17 protein-coding genes are annotated in these 19,149 nt (G+C 70.6%); 10 read left to right on the forward strand and 7 right to left on the reverse strand.

Annotation, left to right across the window (positions count from 1 at the left end; translation table 11 throughout):
• Positions 1-119: 119 nt before the first annotated feature.
• Positions 120-2,153, reverse strand: coding sequence for a thioredoxin domain-containing protein (locus ACWCRB_RS42410; RefSeq protein WP_451001175.1), 2,034 nt, complete (start codon positions 2,151-2,153; stop codon positions 120-122).
• 197 nt (positions 2,154-2,350) lie between these two features.
• On the opposite strand from ACWCRB_RS42410, the gene ACWCRB_RS42415 reads away from it, so the two are divergent.
• Genes ACWCRB_RS42415 through ACWCRB_RS42435 form a run of 5 tightly spaced genes read left to right on the forward strand, consistent with a single transcriptional unit; the run spans position 2,351 to position 10,568 of the window.
• Positions 2,351-5,554, forward strand: a complete 3,204-nt coding sequence (locus ACWCRB_RS42415) for a tetratricopeptide repeat protein (RefSeq protein ID WP_451001176.1) — start codon at positions 2,351-2,353, stop codon at positions 5,552-5,554.
• 52 nt (positions 5,555-5,606) lie between these two features.
• Positions 5,607-8,012 (forward strand): AAA family ATPase, encoded by a 2,406-nt coding sequence (locus ACWCRB_RS42420; protein WP_451001177.1) that lies wholly within the window; start codon positions 5,607-5,609, stop codon positions 8,010-8,012.
• Positions 8,013-8,044: 32 nt separating this feature from the next.
• Positions 8,045-8,281 carry a hypothetical protein gene (locus tag ACWCRB_RS42425; protein WP_451001178.1) on the forward strand — a complete coding sequence of 79 codons (237 nt, stop codon included), beginning with the start codon at positions 8,045-8,047 and terminating at the stop codon, positions 8,279-8,281.
• A complete protein-coding gene (locus ACWCRB_RS42430; RefSeq protein WP_451001179.1) occupies positions 8,278-9,588 on the forward strand; it encodes a CHAT domain-containing protein in 1,311 nt (436 codons plus the stop codon). The genes ACWCRB_RS42425 and ACWCRB_RS42430 overlap by 4 nt, the downstream gene beginning before the upstream one ends.
• A complete protein-coding gene (locus ACWCRB_RS42435) occupies positions 9,585-10,568 on the forward strand; it encodes a hypothetical protein (protein ID WP_451001180.1) in 984 nt (327 codons plus the stop codon). Before ACWCRB_RS42430 ends, ACWCRB_RS42435 begins: the two co-directional genes overlap by 4 nt.
• A 37-nt stretch (positions 10,569-10,605) precedes the next feature.
• Here the strand turns inward: ACWCRB_RS42435 and ACWCRB_RS42440 are convergent, their stop codons facing one another.
• Both ACWCRB_RS42440 and mca read right to left on the reverse strand, forming a co-directional pair.
• Positions 10,606-10,854, reverse strand: a complete 249-nt coding sequence (locus tag ACWCRB_RS42440; RefSeq protein ID WP_451001181.1) for a hypothetical protein — start codon at positions 10,852-10,854, stop codon at positions 10,606-10,608.
• The gene (gene mca / locus ACWCRB_RS42445; RefSeq protein ID WP_451001187.1) at positions 10,847-11,707 is read right to left on the reverse strand and encodes a mycothiol conjugate amidase Mca; all 861 of its coding nucleotides are present in this window, start codon (positions 11,705-11,707) and stop codon (positions 10,847-10,849) included. The genes ACWCRB_RS42440 and mca overlap by 8 nt, the downstream gene beginning before the upstream one ends.
• A 146-nt stretch (positions 11,708-11,853) precedes the next feature.
• Between mca and ACWCRB_RS42450 the strand changes: the two genes are divergently transcribed.
• Positions 11,854-12,252 (forward strand): DUF4307 domain-containing protein, encoded by a 399-nt coding sequence (locus ACWCRB_RS42450; RefSeq protein WP_235475227.1) that lies wholly within the window; start codon positions 11,854-11,856, stop codon positions 12,250-12,252.
• Positions 12,253-12,468: 216 nt separating this feature from the next.
• Positions 12,469-12,966, forward strand: a complete 498-nt coding sequence (gene greA / locus ACWCRB_RS42455) for a transcription elongation factor GreA (RefSeq protein WP_235475228.1) — start codon at positions 12,469-12,471, stop codon at positions 12,964-12,966.
• 90 nt (positions 12,967-13,056) lie between these two features.
• Here the strand turns inward: greA and ACWCRB_RS42460 are convergent, their stop codons facing one another.
• The 3 genes from ACWCRB_RS42460 to ilvA all read right to left on the reverse strand — a co-directional run bounded on the left by ACWCRB_RS42460 (position 13,057) and on the right by ilvA (position 16,344).
• Positions 13,057-13,902, reverse strand: a complete 846-nt coding sequence (locus ACWCRB_RS42460; protein WP_451001182.1) for an ABC transporter permease — start codon at positions 13,900-13,902, stop codon at positions 13,057-13,059.
• On the reverse strand, positions 13,899-14,918 hold the full coding sequence (locus tag ACWCRB_RS42465; RefSeq protein WP_451001183.1) for an ATP-binding cassette domain-containing protein: 1,020 nt from the start codon (positions 14,916-14,918) through the stop codon (positions 13,899-13,901). Before ACWCRB_RS42465 ends, ACWCRB_RS42460 begins: the two co-directional genes overlap by 4 nt.
• Before the next feature lie 187 nt (positions 14,919-15,105).
• Complete coding sequence (ilvA, locus tag ACWCRB_RS42470) at positions 15,106-16,344, reverse strand: threonine ammonia-lyase (protein ID WP_451001184.1); 1,239 nt, start codon at positions 16,342-16,344, stop codon at positions 15,106-15,108.
• Between the two features lie 164 nt (positions 16,345-16,508).
• Between ilvA and ACWCRB_RS42475 the strand changes: the two genes are divergently transcribed.
• From ACWCRB_RS42475 to ACWCRB_RS42485, 3 genes are all read left to right on the forward strand, one after another.
• The gene (locus ACWCRB_RS42475; RefSeq protein WP_369036044.1) at positions 16,509-17,015 is read left to right on the forward strand and encodes a MarR family winged helix-turn-helix transcriptional regulator; all 507 of its coding nucleotides are present in this window, start codon (positions 16,509-16,511) and stop codon (positions 17,013-17,015) included.
• 85 nt (positions 17,016-17,100) lie between these two features.
• Positions 17,101-17,604 carry a sigma factor-like helix-turn-helix DNA-binding protein gene (locus ACWCRB_RS42480; protein WP_451001185.1) on the forward strand — a complete coding sequence of 168 codons (504 nt, stop codon included), beginning with the start codon at positions 17,101-17,103 and terminating at the stop codon, positions 17,602-17,604.
• A 35-nt stretch (positions 17,605-17,639) separates the two neighbouring features.
• Entirely contained in the window at positions 17,640-17,849 is a 210-nt protein-coding gene (locus ACWCRB_RS42485; RefSeq protein ID WP_451001188.1) for a hypothetical protein, read from the forward strand.
• Between the two features lie 19 nt (positions 17,850-17,868).
• On the opposite strand, the gene ACWCRB_RS42490 is transcribed toward ACWCRB_RS42485, so the two are convergent.
• Positions 17,869-19,023 (reverse strand): cystathionine gamma-synthase, encoded by a 1,155-nt coding sequence (locus ACWCRB_RS42490; RefSeq protein WP_451001186.1) that lies wholly within the window; start codon positions 19,021-19,023, stop codon positions 17,869-17,871.
• Between the last annotated feature and the right edge of the window lie 126 nt (positions 19,024-19,149).

Below are 19,149 nucleotides of genomic sequence, written 5' to 3' on the forward strand. Positions count from 1 at the left end.
GGTTTTTGCCCCCCAAGGCCCGTTCAGGGCCGTAGCGGGGGTCTGGGGGCGGAGCCCCCAGGGATGGGAACGGGTAGGGGCGGCGGGGGCGAGAAAACCCGCTACGGGCACCGCCGGTTTCAGCCACCCAGCGCCACCCGCAACCCCTCCGGATCAGTCGTCGGAGCATCACACGTGAAGTTCCGGCACACATACGCAGTCGGCGCACCCCCAACCAGCGGCCGCCCCGCAAGCAACGGCAACTCGTCACTGTCCGCAACCCCCACAGCGACAACAGCCCCCGGAGCGGTAGCGAGCAGCGCCGTACGGTGCAGAGCAACTGTGGCCGGATCCCCAAGGTCCGGCCCGACGACCGCAACCTCCCGAGGCCCGTCGAGCAACGCCTCGGCAACAGCCAGCCCCCACCCGATGAACCGAGGCACACGCGGCCCAAGCGCCTTCACCACCCCCAACGCCCGCTCGGCAGCGGCCCGATGCGGCTCGGCCCCGGTCTGCGCGGCATACCCGAGCAAGGCCCCCGCAGCAGCACTCCACCCGGAGGGCACCGCGTTGTCGGTCGGATCCTGAGGCCGCCGAATAAGCTGCTCGGCATCACTCGCCGTGTCGTACAAGGAACCTGACTCGGCATCGACGAACCGCACGAGCACATGGTCGAGCAGCAACCCGGCGAACTCCAGCCACACCCCCTCCCCCGTGACGGAGGCCAGCGCGAGGAACCCCTCGGCGACATCGGCGTAGTCCTCCAACACCCCGGCGTTCGCCCCGACTTGACCGTCCTTGCTGGTACGGGCGAGATGCGCCCGGTCGTCCAGATGAACCCGTACGAGAAGATCGGCGGCGGCAAGCGCGGCGTCGACAAGGTCGGGCCGCTCGAAGTACGCGCCGGTCTCGGCGAGCGCGGCGACGGCGAGCCCGTTCCAGGCGGCGACCACCTTGTCGTCCCGCCCGGGAGCGGGCCGCGCGGCACGGGCATCGAGCAACCGCACCCGGATGGACTCGACCTTCTCGGCGTCGAACACCCCCTCGTGCTGCGGAAGTTGAAGAACAGAGGCCCCTTCCTCGAAGGTGCCGTCCGCCGTGACCCCGAAGTAGTGCGAGGCAAGCGCCGCGTCCTCATCGCCGAGCACCTCGGCAAGCTGGGCCGGAGTCCAGACGTAATAAGCACCCTCGACGTGTCGACCAGTCCCGTCATCGCTGTCGGCGTCGAGCGCGGAAGCGAACCCCCCTTCATTGGTACGGAGTTCACGCACCAAGAAGTCGGCGGTCTCAAGAGCCACGCGCCGCGCCAGCTCGGAGCCGGTGGCACGCCAGAGATGGGCGTACACGCGGCACAGCAGCGCGTTGTCGTACAGCATCTTCTCGAAGTGGGGCACGACCCACTCCCGGTCGACGGAGTACCGGGCGAAGCCGCCACCGAGCTGGTCGTAGATCCCGCCCCGGGCCATGCGCTCACAGGTGTCCTGGGCCATCTGCAACGCCCCCTCGGCCCCCGTACGGGCCGCGTGCCGCAGCAGGAACTCCAGCACCATGGACGGCGGGAACTTCGGCGCCCCACCGAATCCGCCGCGCTGGGCGTCGTACTCCCGGGTGAGCCCGAGCAGCGCCCGCGCCTGCTCCTCCTCACCGGGCGCCTCGGTGCCGCCGTACTGGATCTCCCGCTCGGCGAGATCCCGCGTGATCTTCCCGGCGACCTCGGCGACCTCGTCCCGCCGGTCGGTCCAGGCGGCCCGGACCCCCTCCAGCACCTGCCGGAAGGAGGGCATGCCACTGCGGGGCGCGGGCGGGAAGTACGTACCGAAGTAGAAGGGCTCGGCCTCGGGCGTGAGGAACACCGTCATGGGCCAGCCGCCCTGCCCGGTCGCCGCCTGGACGGCCTCCATGTAGACGGCGTCGACGTCCGGCCGCTCCTCACGGTCGACCTTGACGCTGACGAAGTGCTCGTTGAGGTAGTCGGCGGTGGCCTGGTCCTCGAAGGACTCGTGCGCCATCACATGACACCAGTGACAGCTGCTGTACCCGACGCTGAGCAGCACCGGTTTACCACTCCGCCGAGCCTCCTCGAACGCCTCGGCCGACCACGGCCACCAGTCGACGGGGTTGTCGGCGTGCTGGAGGAGATAGGGGGACGTCTCATGGGCCAGTCGGTTCGGCATGACCTCCATCCTGCCCCAGTAGAACGCGCCCGTCTTTCAGGGGCGCGGGGCTGTGACATCTGCGGCTCCGCCGCGGGGCGCGACAAGCCCCCACCGGCCCGCACCCGCCAATCAACAGAAACGCCCCCTCGCCCGAATGCCCCCTACGCAGGACACTTGACCAAGCAGAAGCCGTCACTGCCAGAGGGGGACACACCATGCGGGACAGCCACCGGGCGGAAGCCGAGCGGCTGTTGGTCCGGGCCGTGGAGGAAGAGGTGCGCCGGTCCGGTGGACGTACCGACGGGGGCGTACTGCTCACGCGGGCGCGCGGCGCGCTGGACGCCATGGCGCAGTCGTCCGCGGAGGAGTACGAGGCGTACACGCGGGCGCTCGACGAGGCGAAGGCCGGACAGCTCACGTTCGGGCAGCGATACGCCCGCGAGGGAGCCGGAACTCCCTTGCTGGTGGCGGCTGTTGCCGCCCTGGCCGCAGGCGTCGCCGACCTCGCGCTCGGCACCGGCGCAGGCACCGCCGCCGGCGCCGCGCTCACCGTCGGCGTCGTCGGCGCCGCCGCGACCGTCCTCAAGGTGACCGCCTCCCACCTCCCCGCCGCCCACCATCGCGCCGGTGCCGTGAGCCAGCCCGGCGGTCCCGAGCAGCTGCGGCTGACCTGGCTGACGGCGCTGGAGGTACGCGGTATCCGCCCGTTCCTCGACCAGCAGCGGGTGCTCAGCGCGTCCACCGGCCCGAAGAAGAAGGGGCCGCAGCTGCGCGGTACCGACAAGAGTGCGGCGGCCCGCAGTCGTAGCGTCCTTGAGCAGTCGTTCGCCCAACTCCCGGAGCCGGACGAGCCGTTCGCGGGCCGGCGTCAGGAGCTGGCCCGGATCCGGCAGTGGGTGCACGCGGCCCGGGCGAGTACGGAGACCCGGCCGACCCTGGTCGTCCTGCACGGCGCGTCGGGCAGTGGCCGCAGCGCGCTGGCGATCCACGCGGCACACGATCTGCGGGACCAGTTCCGGGGCGCCTGCGTGGTGGATCTGCGCGGCGACAGCCAGGAGGAGCCGCCGCTGCCCACCCGCGACGCCCTCCTGCATCTGCTGAACCGGCTCGGCGCCTCCCGCGAGCAGTTGCTCTTCCGTGAGCGTTCGTCACCGGACCAGCAGGTCAGAAGGCTGGGCGAGCTGTACCACCAGCATCTCACCAGGGTCCCGGTGACCATCGTCCTGGACGACGCCCAGGACCCCGAGCAGGTCCGCACCCTCATCCCCGAGCGTTCCGACAGCCTCGTCATCGCCACCACCCGACAGCCCCTCGACCTCCCGGCCGACCTGCCCTTCTGGGTCCATCAACTGCCCGTCGAGGCCCTGGATTCGGAGGGCAGCGACGAACTGCTGAGCGCGTCCGCGCAGCAGAAGGCAGGGCCCCCCGACGTCGAATCCGCCACCCGCATACGGGAGTTGTGCGGCGGGCTGCCACTCGCGCTGCGCATCGCCGGTTCCGCGCTCGGCCCGCGCAGCCCGCGCCGGCTGGCCACCGACCTGGGCGCGTACGGCCCCGTGGAGCCGGTCGAGCGGGTGCTGTGGCTGCGCTACACCGACCAGTCGGAGCAGGGCCGACGGTTGCTGCGTCGGCTGGCGCTCGCCGGACGCGCCTCGCTCGGTACCGCCGCGGCCGCGTCCCTCCTCGGCACCGACCAGACGGAGGCGACCCGGCAGCTCGACGCGCTCGCCCGCGCCGGTCTGATCGACCATGTCCGGGGCAGCCGTTACCGACTGCACGACCTGGTGCGCGCCTTCGCGCAGGCCCGTCTCCTGGACGAGGAGCAGCCGGCCGAGCGCACGGCCGCGCAGGAACGTCTCATCGTGAACTACGGCGAGCTGGCCGACTCGGTGCTGCGGCTGGTCGACGGCAACATGTCGACCCGCTCGGACCGCTTCAGCCCGCACGGCTTCACCTCCCTCGACGAGGCCCTGCGCTGGCTGGACGACGAGTCGAGCTTCATCACGGCGACGCTGCGGCACGCGGAGGGCGTCAACCAGGCCGCCGTACTCAATCTCCTCGGCGCCCTGTGCGACTACTGCCTGCTGCGCGGCGACCTCTACCGGCTCGGCGAGATCAGCGAGCTGGCGGAGTCCGTCGACCAGGGTCTGCTGGTCCGCTCGGTGCAGTGGCGTACGGGCATCGCCGCCCGTCAGCTGGGCGAGCTGGACAAGGCGCGTACGACGCTCACCTCGGTCGTCGAGCTGTACATGGAGGCCCATCACGACGCGGGCGCCGCCCGGGCCCTGTGCTCGCTCGGCATCACGCTGCACCACCAGGGCAACCTGGTCGAGGCGGCGGCCAAGCTCCAGGAGGCCCTGGATCTCCAGCAGGCCCCCGAGCTGGCGACCGACCGCGCCTGGACGATGCACGCCCTCGCCGCCGTCCAACGCGACCGCTCCCGCCTCGCCGAGGCCTGGGACCTGCTGACCCGTTCCCTGGTCCTGCACCGCGAGGGCGAGTCGATCCACGGCGAGGCCTGGGCCCACTTCCAGCTCGGCCAACTGGGCCTGCGGATGGGCGACGTACCGCGCGCCGAGACCGAACTGCGCACGGCCCTCGATCTGTACGGCCGTACGCGCGACGCCCGTGGCGAGGCCTGGGCGCTGACCCAGCTGGCCCGGGCCCGGCTGATCGCCGGGGACGCGTCGGCGGCGGTGGACGGGCTGCGGCAGGCGGCCTCGGTCCACCGGGACAACGAGGACGCGCGCGGCGAGGCCTGGTCGGTCTACTACCTGGGCCAGTCCCTGGAGGAGACGGGCAACCTGGATCTGGCCGTCCGCGAGCTGGAACGTTCCCGCACGATGTTCTCCCGCATCCGCGACGTCTACGGTCTCGCCTGCGCCCGCCATCACTCCGCCCGTGTCACCCGGGACCAGCGGGCGGTCCAGACGGGCTCGCTGCGCAACTCGGGCTTCGCCCGGCAGCTCCTGGTGGACGCCCGCGCCGACTTCCAGCGCATCGGGGTGGCCCACGGCGAGGCCTGGACCTGCCTGGAGCTGGCGGTGGTCGACGCGGGCAACGCCCGTACCCAGCAGGCGCTGGCCCTGTGCGACGAGGCGATCGCCCTGTTCACCTCGTACGGCGACCGACGCGGCGAGGACTGGGCCCGCTTCCTGCGCTGCACCCTGCTGCCGTACGCGGCCCCCGGCGGCGTCGAGATCGGCACAGCGGTCGCCCAGGAGGAGCTGTCCCAGCTCATCCGCGCCCGCCACCCGTCCCGCGACGAGAAACTCGACGACTTCGCCGAGGCCTACCAGCTTCTCCTGGAGCGCGGTGTGAGACTCGAATCGGGGTGGCAGGCTTGGCGGTTGGGGATGATCCCGGGGAGGCACGCCCGGGAGATCATGGGCGTCGCGGTGGCCGCGGGGAAGGGCTGATCGAGTGGCGGAGAACACGCTGCGGAGACCCACACCGCCACCTGGGGATCCTGTGCCGTTCGTGGGGCGGGACGCGGAGATCTCGGCGCTGGCCGCGTCCTTGCGGGACGGGGAGAGGCTGATCTCGGGAGTGCTGATACTGCACGGGCCGGCCGGCGTGGGGAAGACGGCACTGGCTGCGGCGGTGACGAAGCGGCTGGGTGTGGGGCGGGTGCACTGGGCCGTCCCCGCCGCTCGCCACGAGACGGTGCTGTTGAGACTGCTCGCCGCACACGGGGCGCCCCGGCGGGAGATCGTCGCGGCGGAGCTGAAAGGAAACGAGGAGTTCCTCGCGGTTCTGAAGTCCCAGTGCGAGAGGTACATCCGAGGGTCCATCGTGGTTATCGACCACCTGGAGTCCGGGTCCGGCGCCCCGGCCCATGACTGGGTGAACCTGCTGGACAACGGGCACAACCTGGTGATCGTGACGTCCCGGTCCGTGCCGCCCCGATGGGAGTCGAGGGCCAGGCTGCACGCCGTACGACCGCTCGGGGCGCCGGACGCGGAACGGCTGATCGAGGCTGTCGTCGCCGAGCGCACGGACGCAACGCCGGTTCACGGCCCACAGGTCGCGCAACTGGCCGAGGCGGCACAGGGGTTGCCCGCTGTCCTGCGGGTGGCGGGGGGTCTGCTGGCCCGCTTCCCCGATGGCGCGTTCCAGGAGATCTCGACGCCGGACGCCCTGGTGTCCCGCGCCCTTCCGGGCGGCTACACAGCTGATTCGCATCGGACCGTACTGAACAAACTCGCCTTCCGCATGATCGACGGCCCGGTCACGTCTCGCACCATCGACGCCCTGCTGCCGCAATCCCCTGTCACGGCACAGCTCGCCCTGCGCGTTCTCGCGGAGTCCGAGCTGGTGCAGAAGACCACCGACGGTGCCTTCGTCCTGCCGTCACAGATCGCCGCCATCGTGCGCAGCCGCACGTCCGAGGTGGACGGCGGCTTTCTCACCCGGGAGACGGCCACCGCTCTGGTACAGGCCGCCGTGGCAGGCACCCACGATGAACTCACCAAGTCGGTCGACGAGTTCATCGAGCTCGCCCACGCTGTTCGACGCGTCACCCCGGAGAGGTCAGAGCTCCTCGAGTCACTCACCTCGCTGCTCACCACGTACGGCGACGCCCACCGGCTGGTGGACATTCACCGGCAGTCCGGCGGGCGATGGCACCTGAGCGAGATCGCCCGCGATCTGGGCCTGCCCCGGGAGTCCCTGGCACTCGCCTCCACCGGCCCGTCCGCCTCGTCCGGGGTCCCGGCCGCGTGGTCCCGGTATTCCCTGGGTGCCCTGAGCGACGCCGCGCGCGAAGTGGACCCCGCGCTGCCGTTGTACGGGACAGAAGACTCCGTGAATGCCGTCCTCGGCGCGGTGCTGTGCGATCAGGGGTATCCGCTGAAAGCTGTCCCGTATCTGCGGGCGGCCCATGACGCTCAGCGCTATGCCGCCTCCCCACGCGACCGAAGCCGGACCCTGCTGCACCATGCCCGCGCGTGTCTGCGGCTCGGCGAGCCCGATGAGGCCGAACACCTGCTGGGCCAGGCCGCGCAGGGGTTTGGCCGCGTCGGCGACGCACGCGGCGAGAACTGGGTGGCCACCGAGAGGATCCGGCTCCTGCTGCTCCGCGGAGAGACGGACGACGCCCTGGACACCGCTCAGCGGGCGCTCACCGCGCACCAGGAAGCGGAGGACATCCGCGGACTCGGCTGGACGTGTCATCATCTGGCGCTCGTCCACGCGAGAACGGGCCATGAGGAGGACGCCCGAGTGGCACTGCAGTCCGCTGCGGACCATTTCCGTGACTGCGCGGACGAGTTGGGCGAAGCCTGGACCCGGCACGGACTCGCCGTACTCTCCCCGAGAGATGCCGGGAGGTGGGCCGAACTCATCGACGTCGCGAACACGTTCCACACGCTCGGCTGCCCGCACGGAGAGGCGTGGTCCCTGTTGGAAGCGGCGCTCCGCGTACCAGGGGCCAAGGCCTTCGTCGACACCGTGAGGCGGGCCGAGGACATCTTCCTCCACACCCTGGGCGACGAGAGCGGCCCGCTGTGGGCGAAGCTCCTCCGCTCCGAACGGGGCGCACCCAACACTCCGGTCCTCGCGCTGGACTACATGCCCGGTCTCCACGTCTGGCCGTACCTCAGAGAGTGCCTCGTGGAGTTCGCCGACTCGGCGCGCGCGGGCCGTCCCGTCATCCCGCTCCGGGCCCGCGACATCATCGCCCTGCCCGACCCCCGCCGGACGGGCGAGGACCGGGTACTGCTGAGCACCCCGCCCGCACCGAGCCGGCCCTTCCCCCACTGCCAGGTCCGCATCACCCTCCTCGACGACTCCCCCACCACCATCCTTCTGCTGCGCGTGACCCCCACCGAAGGCCACCCCTGGTCCGACGCCGGTGACGCGCGGCCCCCTGGCTGACCACCACCGCCGTCCCCCTCACCCCGGCCTCCGTGGAACCCCCGACCTGCCTTCTCCGCCCCTCCGGCCGACAGACGGCCCACGGCGCCGAGTTCAGCTTCACCCCGTACCGTCCCGGCCGTCACGTCATCCGGTTCACCATCGCCCTGGAACGCTCCGGCACGGTCCTCCAGCAGGTGGAGACGGAGTTCGACGTCCTCGACGGCGACCACCCGCAGGGCGCTGTCACCCCCCACGCCGTCTCGCACCGGGGTGACACCGGCCGATGAGCACCGAACTCCGGGTCCGCGTGGTCCAGGACCCCAGTCGGGGTTTCACCGCCCTGCCCGACGAAATCACTCAGGGTCCCGACATCACCGTGTGTCTGGACGTCCTGTCCGGCGACCGCGTCAGGGCCCGGATGCACGGCCCCGCCCTGCCGTCGTTGCTCGGCACCGAGCATCGCGCGGACCTCACCGCCCGTCCCGCGGACGTGCGTGCGGCGGCCACCCGCCTGTGCCGACAGTGGAAGGACCTCCTCGTCGGCTTCACACCCGATGACGACGGCGTGGAGTACCCGTACGCCTCCCTGGTGGACCTGCGCGCCCGCCCGCCGCAGGAGCTGTCCGAGATCGTGGACGAACTGGCCCTGGCAGGACAGCAGTTGCTCTTCGGCACACTTCTCGGTGGCACCGAGCCGCGAGTCCGGCGTTTCCGCGAGTACCTGGCGGAGGCCCTGTCGGCGCGCGAGGGACTGCGCGTCCGTTTCGACTCGGAGCTGTACCTGCCCTGGCCCATGGTGTGCCTACGCCCCGAGGATGTGCCGATGCGGACCACCGGCGCCCCGGATCCGGCCGCCGTCTACCCCCGTTTCCTGGGCCACCGTCACCAGATCGAGCAGACCGGCGGCGCCTACCCCTGGCTGAGCAGCCGCCGGGAGGCCCCGGACGTACCCGTCGTCAGTCTCAACCACGACGAGCGACTTGACCGCAGGGGCCGCACCCGGGCCGCGGAGGTGGCCGCGCTGCTCGCCAAGGACACCCGTTTCGTGGAACGCACGACGCGTTCCGAACTCCGACGAGCCCTTCTGGACGCGGACCTGTGCGAGCACCTGATGTACTTCTGGTGCCACGGCCATTTCGCCCCGAACGGCGCTCATCCCGCCTCTCTGGCCCTGCGGTTGACCGACCCGACGGGGACGGTCGACGCCCACACAGTGCGGGAGTGCCGGCAGCACCTTGAGGACGGCGGCCCCTTCCAGCCGTTCGTGATGCTCAACGCCTGTCACGCCGGACTGCCCGCGGAGGGCGCGGATCCGGCGTTCCTGGGTGGGGCCCTGATCCAGGCGGGCGCGCGGGGCGTCCTCGGGCCGCAGATAGAGATGCCACAGGTCTTCGCCGCCGAGTACGCGCTGGAGTTCCTGACCCGCTTCCTGCGCGGCGGCCGGACAGCGGGCGAGATCGCCCACGCCGTCTCCCGGTACTTCGCCGACGAACTGCACAACCCGCTGGGCCTGGGCTACGCGCTGCACTGCGGCATGGACGCCCGCCTTGATCGAGCCGTCCCGCCGGACCCGGAGCAGGAGATCACCGTATGAACCCGGCCGATGTCCACGTGGTCGACCTCGGCCCCGACGGCCGCCTTCTGGAGGACACCGCACTCGGCCCGCGGCCCGTCCCCTCCGGCCGGCTGCTCGACCACTTCGCCGAGGACCTGTCACCGCCCGCCTGGGCGACCGACCTGCTGGTGTACGTCCACGGCTGGCAGACCCGGCCGGAACCGGCGCTCGCCGCGGTCCGCCGTCTTCTGACGCTGACGGCGGGCCAGTACGACCACCGCCGAGCGCTGTATCCGGCGCTGCGGCCCTGGCGGCCGTGGACCGTCCTGGTCCGCTGGCCCTCCCGCTCGCTGCCCTCCCTCGGCGGCTACCGCCGTATCCGGGACCGGGCACACATCATGAGTACGCGGGGCCACGCGTCCCGCGTCATCGGCCGCCTCCTGGGCTACCTGGACACGCACCGCGCGGATCCGGCCGCACCGCCCGTCCTCGCCAACCGCGACGGGCAGTATCTGCACTTGGTCGGCCACTCCTTCGGCTGCCGCTTCCTGTGCGAGGCCGTCCAGTGGGCGGCGGAGGAGCCGCTCACCCTGGGCTGGAGCACTCCCGAGCCCCCGGGACGGCCCTTCACCGTCGACTCGATGCTCCTGCTCCAGATGGCGGCCCCGCGCGATGCCTTCGCGTCCGGGTTCACCTCGCTGGCCGAGGCCCCCCTGCGCGGCCCGGTGGTCGCCACGTACTCGCAGCACGACCGCGCGACGGGCTTCTGGCATCTGCGCGCCGAGAAGCGGGCCGGCATCGGCTACGCGGGCATCGGCACCGCACCCGCCCCGGTCTCCACGATCCGCATGCTGTCGCCGGACGAGCCGTACCCGCTGGCCGCCCTCGACCACCGCTTCGTCAGCGTCGACGCGAGTGACGTCTTCGTCCACGGGCACGGCCCCGCGGGCGCCCACTCGGACCACCTGCGGCCGGAGTCCGCCCACCTGCTGCTGTCGCTGGCCGACCACTGCCGGTGAGAGGGAGGCACAGCGCGGGCGGGCTCCGCAGGTCGCGTCAGCCCTGCCGGGCCTTGGGGTCGGCAGGGGTCTCCTCGGAGACGCCCTTCGGGTCCGTGGGTTCCTTGAAGTCGATCCTGCCCATCTGCTTGTTCATGGACTTCATCAGGCCCCACACCGCGAGGGCCATCACCGCGAACACGATGAAGCCGAGGACACCGGGGGTCACCTTGTCCTCGTCGACCTCCGCGGCGAACGGGACGAGATGCGTCATTGCCAGGCTTGCGCTTGCGCTCATGTCAGGCATTGTCGCGGATGCCCGCAAAGAGGTCGTCCTCGGGGAGGGAAGTGTCCACGAGCGACTTCGCCAGCTCGTACTCCTCCGTCGGCCAGACCTCCCGCTGGAGCTCCAGCGGCACCCGGAACCAGCCCCCGTCGGGGTCGATCTGGGTGGCGTGCGCGAGCAGTGCCTTGTCGCGGATCTCGTAGAACTCCCCGCACGGAACATGCGTGGTCAGCGTGCGCTCGGTGCGCTCGAACTCCGACCACCGCTTCAGCCAGTCCCCGTACGGCGACTCCATCCCGCGCTCCAGGAGCGCGTTGTGCAGCGCCTCGGTGCGCGGCCGGTTGAAGCCCTGGTTGTAGTACAGCTTCTGCGGCTGGTACGCCGGGCCGTACTCCGACTCCGGGTAGGTCTCGGTGTCCGCCGCGCCCTCGAAGGCCACCATCGAGATCTTGTGGGTCATGATGTGGTCGGGGTGCGGGTACCCGCCGTTCTCGTCGTACGTCGTGATCACCTGCGGGCGGAACGAGCGGATCTGCTTGACCAGCTCCCCGGCCGCCTTGTCCACGTCCTCCAGGGCGAAGCAGCCCTCGGGGAGAGGGGGCAGCGGGTCGCCCTCCGGCAGGCCGGAGTCGACGAAGCCGAGCCACTCCTGCTTGATGCCGAGGATCTCGCGGGCCTCGTCCATCTCCTTCTTGCGTACCTCGTGGATGTGCTCCTCGATGTACTTGTCGCCCTGCAGCTTCGGGTTGAGGATGGAGCCGCGCTCCCCGCCCGTGCAGGTCACGACGAGCACGTCCACCCCCTCGGACACGTACTTCGCCATGGTGGCCGCACCCTTGCTCGACTCGTCGTCGGGGTGCGCGTGCACGGCCATCAGTCGCAGCTGGTCAGTCAAGACTCAATCCTCGTAAGTCGGCGCCCGGTGTGAGCGGGTGCAGTGAGCGGCTTCTATAGTGACCGAACCTGGCGGCCAATAATTCCGGGGCCCGGCTTTCCAGGGGCCTCGCGGAGGGGACGATCATGAGTACGGCGACCACGCGACCGCCCGAGGGACGGTACGGCCGCTCCACGGACGAGCGCGCCGATCACAGGCTCAGGGTCGCCGCCGCGGTACTCGGAACCGTCCTGCTCGTCGTGCTCGGCTGGTTCGGCTACCACTATGTCGTCGGCAACAAGATCAGCGCAGAGATCATCACCTTCAAGACGTACAGCACGTCGGTGAAGGTTCACCTGGAGGTCCGCAAGGACTCCGGCGCGAACGGCTACTGCACGGTCCGCTCCCAGGCCGAGAACGGCGCCGAGGTCGGCCGCGCCGACTTCCGCTTCGACGGCGACGCCACCCGGATCGACCAGGTCGTCACCCTCCGTACCACGTCCCAGGGCACCACGGCCGAGCTGCTCGGCTGTCACGCCGACTGAGGACGCCCCCAGGACTTGGACCAGGGCTTGGACCAGGGCCGTCATCGGGGTCGCTCTCATCACATAAGCGCTGACCTGCGTCGATGTTTTTCTGATGGCTTATGTCCTCCCCCTGCCGCCGCTGAATTGTTAGGCTCGTGGTTTCGCCCATCCGAGAAGGAACATTCTTCTGGGTAGGGCGATGCTTTGTATTCCCAGTACCTACGAGGAGCACCTGTGACCCAGACCAGCGAGAACGTCACCTGGCTGACCCAGGAGGCGTACAACAAGCTCAAGGACGAGCTTGAGCACCTTACTGGTCCTGCGCGCACGGAGATCGCCGCCAAGATCGCCGCTGCGCGTGAGGAGGGCGACCTGCGCGAGAACGGCGGGTACCACGCGGCCAAGGAGGAGCAGGGCAAGCAGGAGCTCCGTGTGCGCCAGCTGACCCAGCTCCTGGAGAACGCGAAGGTCGGCGAGGCTCCGGCGGCGAACGGCGCGGTCGCGCCCGGCATGGTCGTGACCATCGCCTTCGACGGCGACGAGGACGACACGCTGACCTTCCTGCTCGCCTCCCGCGAGTACGCCAGCGCCGACATCGAGACCTACTCCCCGCAGTCCCCGCTGGGCCGCGGAGTGAGCGACAAGAAGGTCGGCTCGGACGCCCAGTACGAGCTGCCGAACGGCAAGCTCGCCTCCGTGAAGATCCTGAAGGCCGTGCCCTACCAGAGCTGAGCCTCCACACCTTCACCGTCCCCCGCATCAGCCCCTGCGAGCCCCCGGCGCCCTCCCGACGCCGGGGGCTTCGTCATGCCCGGGACGCCGTCACACCGCGGCCGAGCGGTACTTGCGGACCGCCAGAGTCCTGAATATGAGGACGATCAGGACCGAGTAGATGACCGAGGCCCACACCGGGTGCTGCATGGGCCAGGCGTCCGACGGCGAGACGCCGGGGTTGCCGAACAGGACGCGGCAGGCCTGCACGGTGGCGCTGAACGGGTTCCAGTCGGCGACGTGCTGCAGCCAGGGGGTCATCCGGCTGGAGTCCACAAACGCGTTCGACACGAAGGTGACCGGGAAGAGCCAGATCAGTCCGCCGGACGTCGCCGCCTCGGGGGTACGCACGGACAGGCCGATCAGGGCACCGATCCAGGTGAACGCGTATCCCGCCAGGAGCAGCAGCCCGAAGGCGCCGAGCACCTCACCGAGGCTGGTGTGCGTGCGCCAGCCGACCAGCAGCGCGACCACAGCCAGCACGAGCAGGGTGAGCGCTGTCTGGACGAGGTCGGCGAGCGTCCGTCCGGTCAGTACCGCGCCGCGTGCCATGGGCAGGGAGCGGAAACGGTCGATGAGGCCCTTGTGCATGTCGTCGGCGATGCCCGCGCCGGCACCCGCCGTGGCGAAGGTGACGGTCTGCGCGAAGATGCCGGCCATCAGGAACTCGCGGTAGGTGCTGGAGTCCGTCGAACCACCGATGTTCATGGAGCCGCCGAAGACATAGACGAACAACACCACGAACATGATCGGCTGAATCAGCCCGAATATGATCATTTCTGGAATTCGGGACATGCGGATCAGGTTCCGTTTCGCGACGACCAGTGAGTCGCGGACCAGCTGATTGACGGGGTTCGTGGCTGCCGCTACGGGCACCGCGTCGGTGACGGCACTCACTTGACGGTCTCCTTTCCGCTCTGCTTCCCGCCCTGTTTCCCTGTTCGCTTGCCGTTCTCCTCGTCCTTCACCTCGGCCACGTGGCCCGTCAGGGAGAGGAAGACGTCGTCGAGGGTGGGGCGGCGCAGGCCGATGTCGTCGATCTCGATGCCGCGGGTGTCCAGTTCCCGGATGACCTCGGCGAGGAGCTTCGCGCCACCGCTGACGGGCACGGTGAGTTTGCGCATGTGCTCCTCGACGGCGACCTCGCCCTGGCCCTTGCCGAAGGTGTTGAGCACCTCTGACGCGGTCGCTATGTGTTCGCGCTCGTGCACGACGACCTCGACGCGCTCGCCGCCGGTGCGGGCCTTGAGCTGGTCGGAGGTGCCGCGGGCGATGACCTTGCCGTGGTCGACCACCGCGATGTCGTGCGCGAGATGGTCGGCCTCCTCCAGATACTGGGTGGTCAGCAGCAGTGTCGTCCCGCCGGAGACCAACTGCTTGATGACCTCCCACAGTTGCTGGCGGTTGCGCGGGTCGAGTCCGGTCGTCGGCTCGTCCATGAACATCACCGGCGGTGAGACGACCAGGGCCGCCGCGAGGTCGAGCCGGCGCCGCATGCCTCCGGAGTAGGTCTTCGCGGGGCGGTCGGCGGCGTCCGTGAGATGGAACTGCTCCAGCAGTTCGACCGCGCGGGCCTTCGCCGCCTTCGCCCTCATCTGGTACAGCTGACCGACCATCTGGAGGTTCTCGCGGCCGGTCAGATACTCGTCGACCGCCGCGAACTGGCCGGAGAGGCCGATCGAGCGGCGGACGGCGTCGGGGTGCTTCAGGACGTCGATGCCCGCGACGACCGCCGAGCCGCGGTCGGGCCGCAGCAGGGTCGTCAGACAGCGGACCATGGTGGTCTTGCCCGCTCCGTTCGGCCCGAGCAGACCGAGGACCGTGCCCTCCGGGACGTCCAGATCGACGCCGTCCAGAGCCCTTACGTCACCGAAGGTCTTCACCAGGCCTTCGGCATAGATGGCGCCTGGCATATCAGGTCTCCACGTCGTTGGGGATTACCGCAAAAGCCTAAATTTTTCTCCTTTGCTCCGCCCAGCGGGCAAGAGGAGAATCCGAGTGCGAATGTGCTGGCGTGACACACACCATAACGCGATGTATCGCGTCTCTCAATGCATTTTTTCCAGAGCCACCCGTCCGGGTGAGACTGTGGCTCTGACCTCAGTCGATGACGGTGTAACCGGCCTCGCGCAGCGCCAGTCCGACCTCGGCGCAGTGCTCCGGACCCTTCGTCTCCAGGTGCAGTTCGACCTCCGCCTCCGTGAGCCCCAGCCGCGGATCGGTCCGGACATGGCTCACGTCGAGGACATTAGCGTCGACCACTGACAACACCCCGAGAAGCGTCGCGAGGGCGCCCGGCCGGTCCGTCAGCCGCAGCCGAACCGCCAGGTAGCGGCCCTGCGCCGCCATGCCGTGGCGCAGGATGCGCTCCAGCAGCACCGGGTCGACGTTGCCGCCGGACAGCACCGCGACGACCGGTCCCTCGAAGGCCCCCGGCTCGCTCAGCAGCGCCGCGACCGGGCTCGCCCCCGCCGGTTCCACGACGAGCTTGGCGCGCTCCAGGCAGAGCAGCAGCGCGGCCGACAGTTCGTCCTCGCTGACCGTGCGGACCTCGTCCACCAGCTCGCCGATGATCCCGAACGGCACCTCGCCGGGCCGCCCGACCTTGATCCCGTCGGCCATCGTGACCGGGTTCGCGACCGACACCGGCCGCCCGGCCGCCAGCGAGGGCGGATACGCGGCGGCGCCCGCCGCCTGCACGCCCACGATCCGTACGTCGGGCCGCACCGACTTCACGGCGACCGCGATCCCGGCGGCCAGACCGCCGCCGCCGACCCCGACCACGATCGTGCGCACCTCGGGACACTGCTCCAGGATCTCCAGGCCCACCGTGCCCTGCCCCGCGATGATGTCGGCGTGGTCGAAGGGGTGGATGAACACCGCGCCCGTCCGCTCCGCGTACTCCTGGGCGGCGGCCAGCGTCTCGTCGACGACCTGTCCGTGCAGCCTCACCTCGGCGCCGTACTCACGGGTGGCGCTGATCTTCGGCAGCGGGGCGCCGTGCGGCATGAACACCGTGGCACGCACCCCGAGCAGCGCCGATGCCAGCGCGACCCCCTGCGCGTGGTTGCCGGCACTGGCCGCGACGACACCGGCGGCCCGCTCCTCGGGCAGCAGTCCGGCGATACGGACGTACGCGCCCCGCAGTTTGAAGGATCCGGTCCGCTGGAGGTTCTCGCACTTGAGGTGCACCGGCGCGCCCACCAGCTGGGTCAGATGCCTGCTGCCCTCCATCGCGGTCATCCGCGCCACGCCCACGAGCATCTTCTGGGCACCGCGTACGTCGTCGAGAGTGACAGGCCTGAGGGAGTGCAAGGAGTCAGCCGTGCTGTAGCTCATGACTCAAGTCTCGCAGTTCACAGGCGCGGACTCGCGGTGTGACCAAGCTCCGAGACCGGTTTCCGCAGCGTCGGTACGGCCCGCCTTCCGGCCGCGTACCCTGTCCCCCAACCCAGCACCCCCTTTCATGAAGTGAGCCCCCGGCCATGCCCACAACACCTGAAATGTCGATGGACATGACGACCGTCGGTGACACCGGTCTCCTCGACACGTTGCAGCACGAGGTCGCGGTGTTCGCGCGCCGTGCCGAACAGACCCGGCTCGGGGGAGTCGGGCAGGTGCGCAACTCGATGGACCGCGCCGCGTATCTGCTGCTCAACCGCCTCGACAAGGAAGGCCCGATGGGCGTCAAGGCGCTCGCCGCGAGCATGGGCATCGACTCGTCGACGGTCACCCGGCAGGTGGCGCCGCTCGTCGACACGGGCCTCGTCAAGCGCACCTCGCACCCCGAGGACGGGCGCGCGGTGGTCCTGCAGCTGTCCCCGCGCGGGCTGTCGCGGCTGGAGGAAGTACGGTCGTCGAGGCGTCAGTTGATGGCGGAGCTGACGCAGGAGTGGTCGCCGCAGGAGCGCGAGGCGTTCTGCACGCTCCTCACGCGCTTCAACACCGCGCTTTCGGCCCGTCAGGCCGCCCAGGGCATCCCGGTGGGGGAACCGGAGTCCGCCTCCTGACCACCGCATGCTTCCCGGCTCTTGACCGGCGGGCGGCATCTGGCCTCAGATGAGACCGGGTCCTTGTCGTACGGCGGGAGGCGCGGTGCGAGAACGGCAGGTGTCCCAGGGTGCCGGTCGGGCCAGGGACTTCGAGGCGTTCGTCGCGGGAGCGGCGGGCCGGCTGCTGCACGCCGCCACGCTGCTCACGGCGGAGGCGCCGCACGACAACCCGCGCGCGCGGCGCCTGCTGACGTACGCCCTGGCCCACACGTACGCGTGCTGGGACCGGATGCGCGGCGAGGACCCGTACGACAGGGCCCGCCAGCATCTGGCCGTGCGCTTCGCGCGCGGGGCGTGGCACCAGTACGGCGGTCTCGGCCGGGCCCGCCCGCATCCCGGCAGCGCGCTGGCCGTACTGACTCCCCAGCAGCGGCTGATCATGGTCCTGCGGCTGTACGAGGGGGTCGGCGAGGAGCAGACGGCGGCGCTGCTCGGTCTGCCCACGGAGCGGGTGCACGCGATCTGCGACCGCGCGACGGCGACGCTGCTGCACCCGCCGCGGAGCCCGGCGCCGGCAGTGACCGGGCGGAAGGTGGTGCCGTCGTGAGCCGCCGGGACCAGGAGGCCGCCGCGCGGCGGCTCATGGAGGGCACGCCGCCCCCGGTGCCGCCCGACCTGTACGTGGAGGTCGTACGGCGCGGCAGCCGCATGCTGCGGCGCAGGCGGGCGGCACGGCGGCTGATGTGGCTGCTGCTGGTCGTCGCGGTGGTCGTCTTCGCCGTGTGGGCGGCGACGGTCCAGCCCTGGGTGGAGCCGCCGTCGGAGACGACTCCACCTCTGACAGGCTGGTGAGGCGCGCTGGCGCGTGGGGCTAGCCCAGTGCCTGCTGGAGGTCCTCCAGGAGGTCGTCGACGTTCTCGATGCCCACGGAGAGGCGTACGAGGTCGCCCGGGACTTCCAGGGCCGATCCGGCGACGGACGCGTGCGTCATGCGTCCCGGGTGCTCGATCAGGGACTCCACGCCGCCGAGGGACTCGCCGAGGGTGAACACCTGGGCGCGGTTGCAGACCTCGACGGCCGCCTCCTCGCCGCCCTGGACCTGGAACGACACCATGCCGCCGAACGACCGCATCTGCTTGGCGGCGACCTCGTGACCGGGGTGCTCCGGGAGCCCCGGGTACAGAACACGCGTCACGCGCGCGTGCCGGGTGAGCATGTCGGCGACCTTGGTGGCGTTCTCGCTGTGCCGGTCCATCCGGACGGAGAGCGTCTTGGCGCCGCGCAGCACCAGCCAGGAGTCGAAGGGCCCGGCGACCGCGCCCATGGCGTTCTGGTGGTACGCGAGTTCCTCACCGAGTTCGGCGTCCGCGGTGATCAGCGCGCCGCCGACGACGTCCGAGTGGCCGCCCATGTACTTGGTCAGCGAGTGCACGACGACGTCCGCGCCGAGCGCCAGCGGCTGCTGGAGGTAGGGCGTGGCGAAGGTGTTGTCGACGACGAGCCGGGCGCCGGCCTCGCGGGCGATCTGGGCGACGGCGGCGATGTCGGTGATGCCGAGGAGCGGGTTGGAGGGCGTCTCCACCCAGACGACCTTGGTCTTCGGGGTGAGCGCGGCCCGTACGGCGGCGGGGTCGCTGGTGTCGGCGACCGACCACTCCACGCCCCAGCGGGCGACGACCTTCGCGAAGAGCCGGAACGTGCCGCCGTACGCGTCGTTGGGGATGACCACGTGGTCGCCGGGGCTGAGCAGCGTACGCAACAGGCAGTCCTCGGCCGCCAGTCCGGACGCGAACGCGAGACCACGGCGACCGCCCTCCAGGGCCGCGAGGTTCTCTTCGAGGGCGGTACGGGTCGGATTGGCGCTGCGGCTGTACTCGTAACCGCCGCGCAGCCCGCCGACGCCGTCCTGCTTGTAGGTCGAGACCTGGTAGATCGGCGGGACGACCGCGCCGGTGAGGGGATCCGCGGTGTTGCCCGCGTGGATCGCGAGGGTCTCGAAGTGCTGACTGATGTGCCTGTCGCTCATGTGGACCGAGCGTAGCCCGCCCGCGGGATTGATGACGGCCACTGGGGGCGGGGTGGTCGAGGCGGGGTTGTTTCGCCCCCGCCGCCCCTACCCGTTCCCATCCTCGGGGGCTCCGCCCCCGAACCC

Source organism: Streptomyces sp. NPDC002156, from assembly GCF_053593675.1.

What these genes read in the sequence shown, in the direction of transcription:
- ACWCRB_RS42410 (WP_451001175.1), bottom strand. Translation starts at nt 2,153, where the DNA reads ATGCCGAACCGACTGGCCCATGAGACGTCCCCCTATCTCCTCCAGCAC.
- ACWCRB_RS42415 (WP_451001176.1), top strand. Translation starts at nt 2,351, where the DNA reads ATGCGGGACAGCCACCGGGCGGAAGCCGAGCGGCTGTTGGTCCGGGCC.
- ACWCRB_RS42430 (WP_451001179.1), top strand. Translation starts at nt 8,278, where the DNA reads ATGAGCACCGAACTCCGGGTCCGCGTGGTCCAGGACCCCAGTCGGGGT.
- ACWCRB_RS42435 (WP_451001180.1), top strand. Translation starts at nt 9,585, where the DNA reads ATGAACCCGGCCGATGTCCACGTGGTCGACCTCGGCCCCGACGGCCGC.
- ACWCRB_RS42440 (WP_451001181.1), bottom strand. Translation starts at nt 10,854, where the DNA reads ATGCCTGACATGAGCGCAAGCGCAAGCCTGGCAATGACGCATCTCGTC.
- mca (WP_451001187.1), bottom strand. Translation starts at nt 11,707, where the DNA reads ATGGCCGTGCACGCGCACCCCGACGACGAGTCGAGCAAGGGTGCGGCC.
- ACWCRB_RS42450 (WP_235475227.1), top strand. Translation starts at nt 11,854, where the DNA reads ATGAGTACGGCGACCACGCGACCGCCCGAGGGACGGTACGGCCGCTCC.
- ACWCRB_RS42465 (WP_451001183.1), bottom strand. Translation starts at nt 14,918, where the DNA reads ATGCCAGGCGCCATCTATGCCGAAGGCCTGGTGAAGACCTTCGGTGAC.
- ilvA (WP_451001184.1), bottom strand. Translation starts at nt 16,344, where the DNA reads ATGAGCTACAGCACGGCTGACTCCTTGCACTCCCTCAGGCCTGTCACT.
- ACWCRB_RS42475 (WP_369036044.1), top strand. Translation starts at nt 16,509, where the DNA reads ATGTCGATGGACATGACGACCGTCGGTGACACCGGTCTCCTCGACACG.
- ACWCRB_RS42485 (WP_451001188.1), top strand. Translation starts at nt 17,640, where the DNA reads ATGGAGGGCACGCCGCCCCCGGTGCCGCCCGACCTGTACGTGGAGGTC.
- ACWCRB_RS42490 (WP_451001186.1), bottom strand. Translation starts at nt 19,023, where the DNA reads ATGAGCGACAGGCACATCAGTCAGCACTTCGAGACCCTCGCGATCCAC.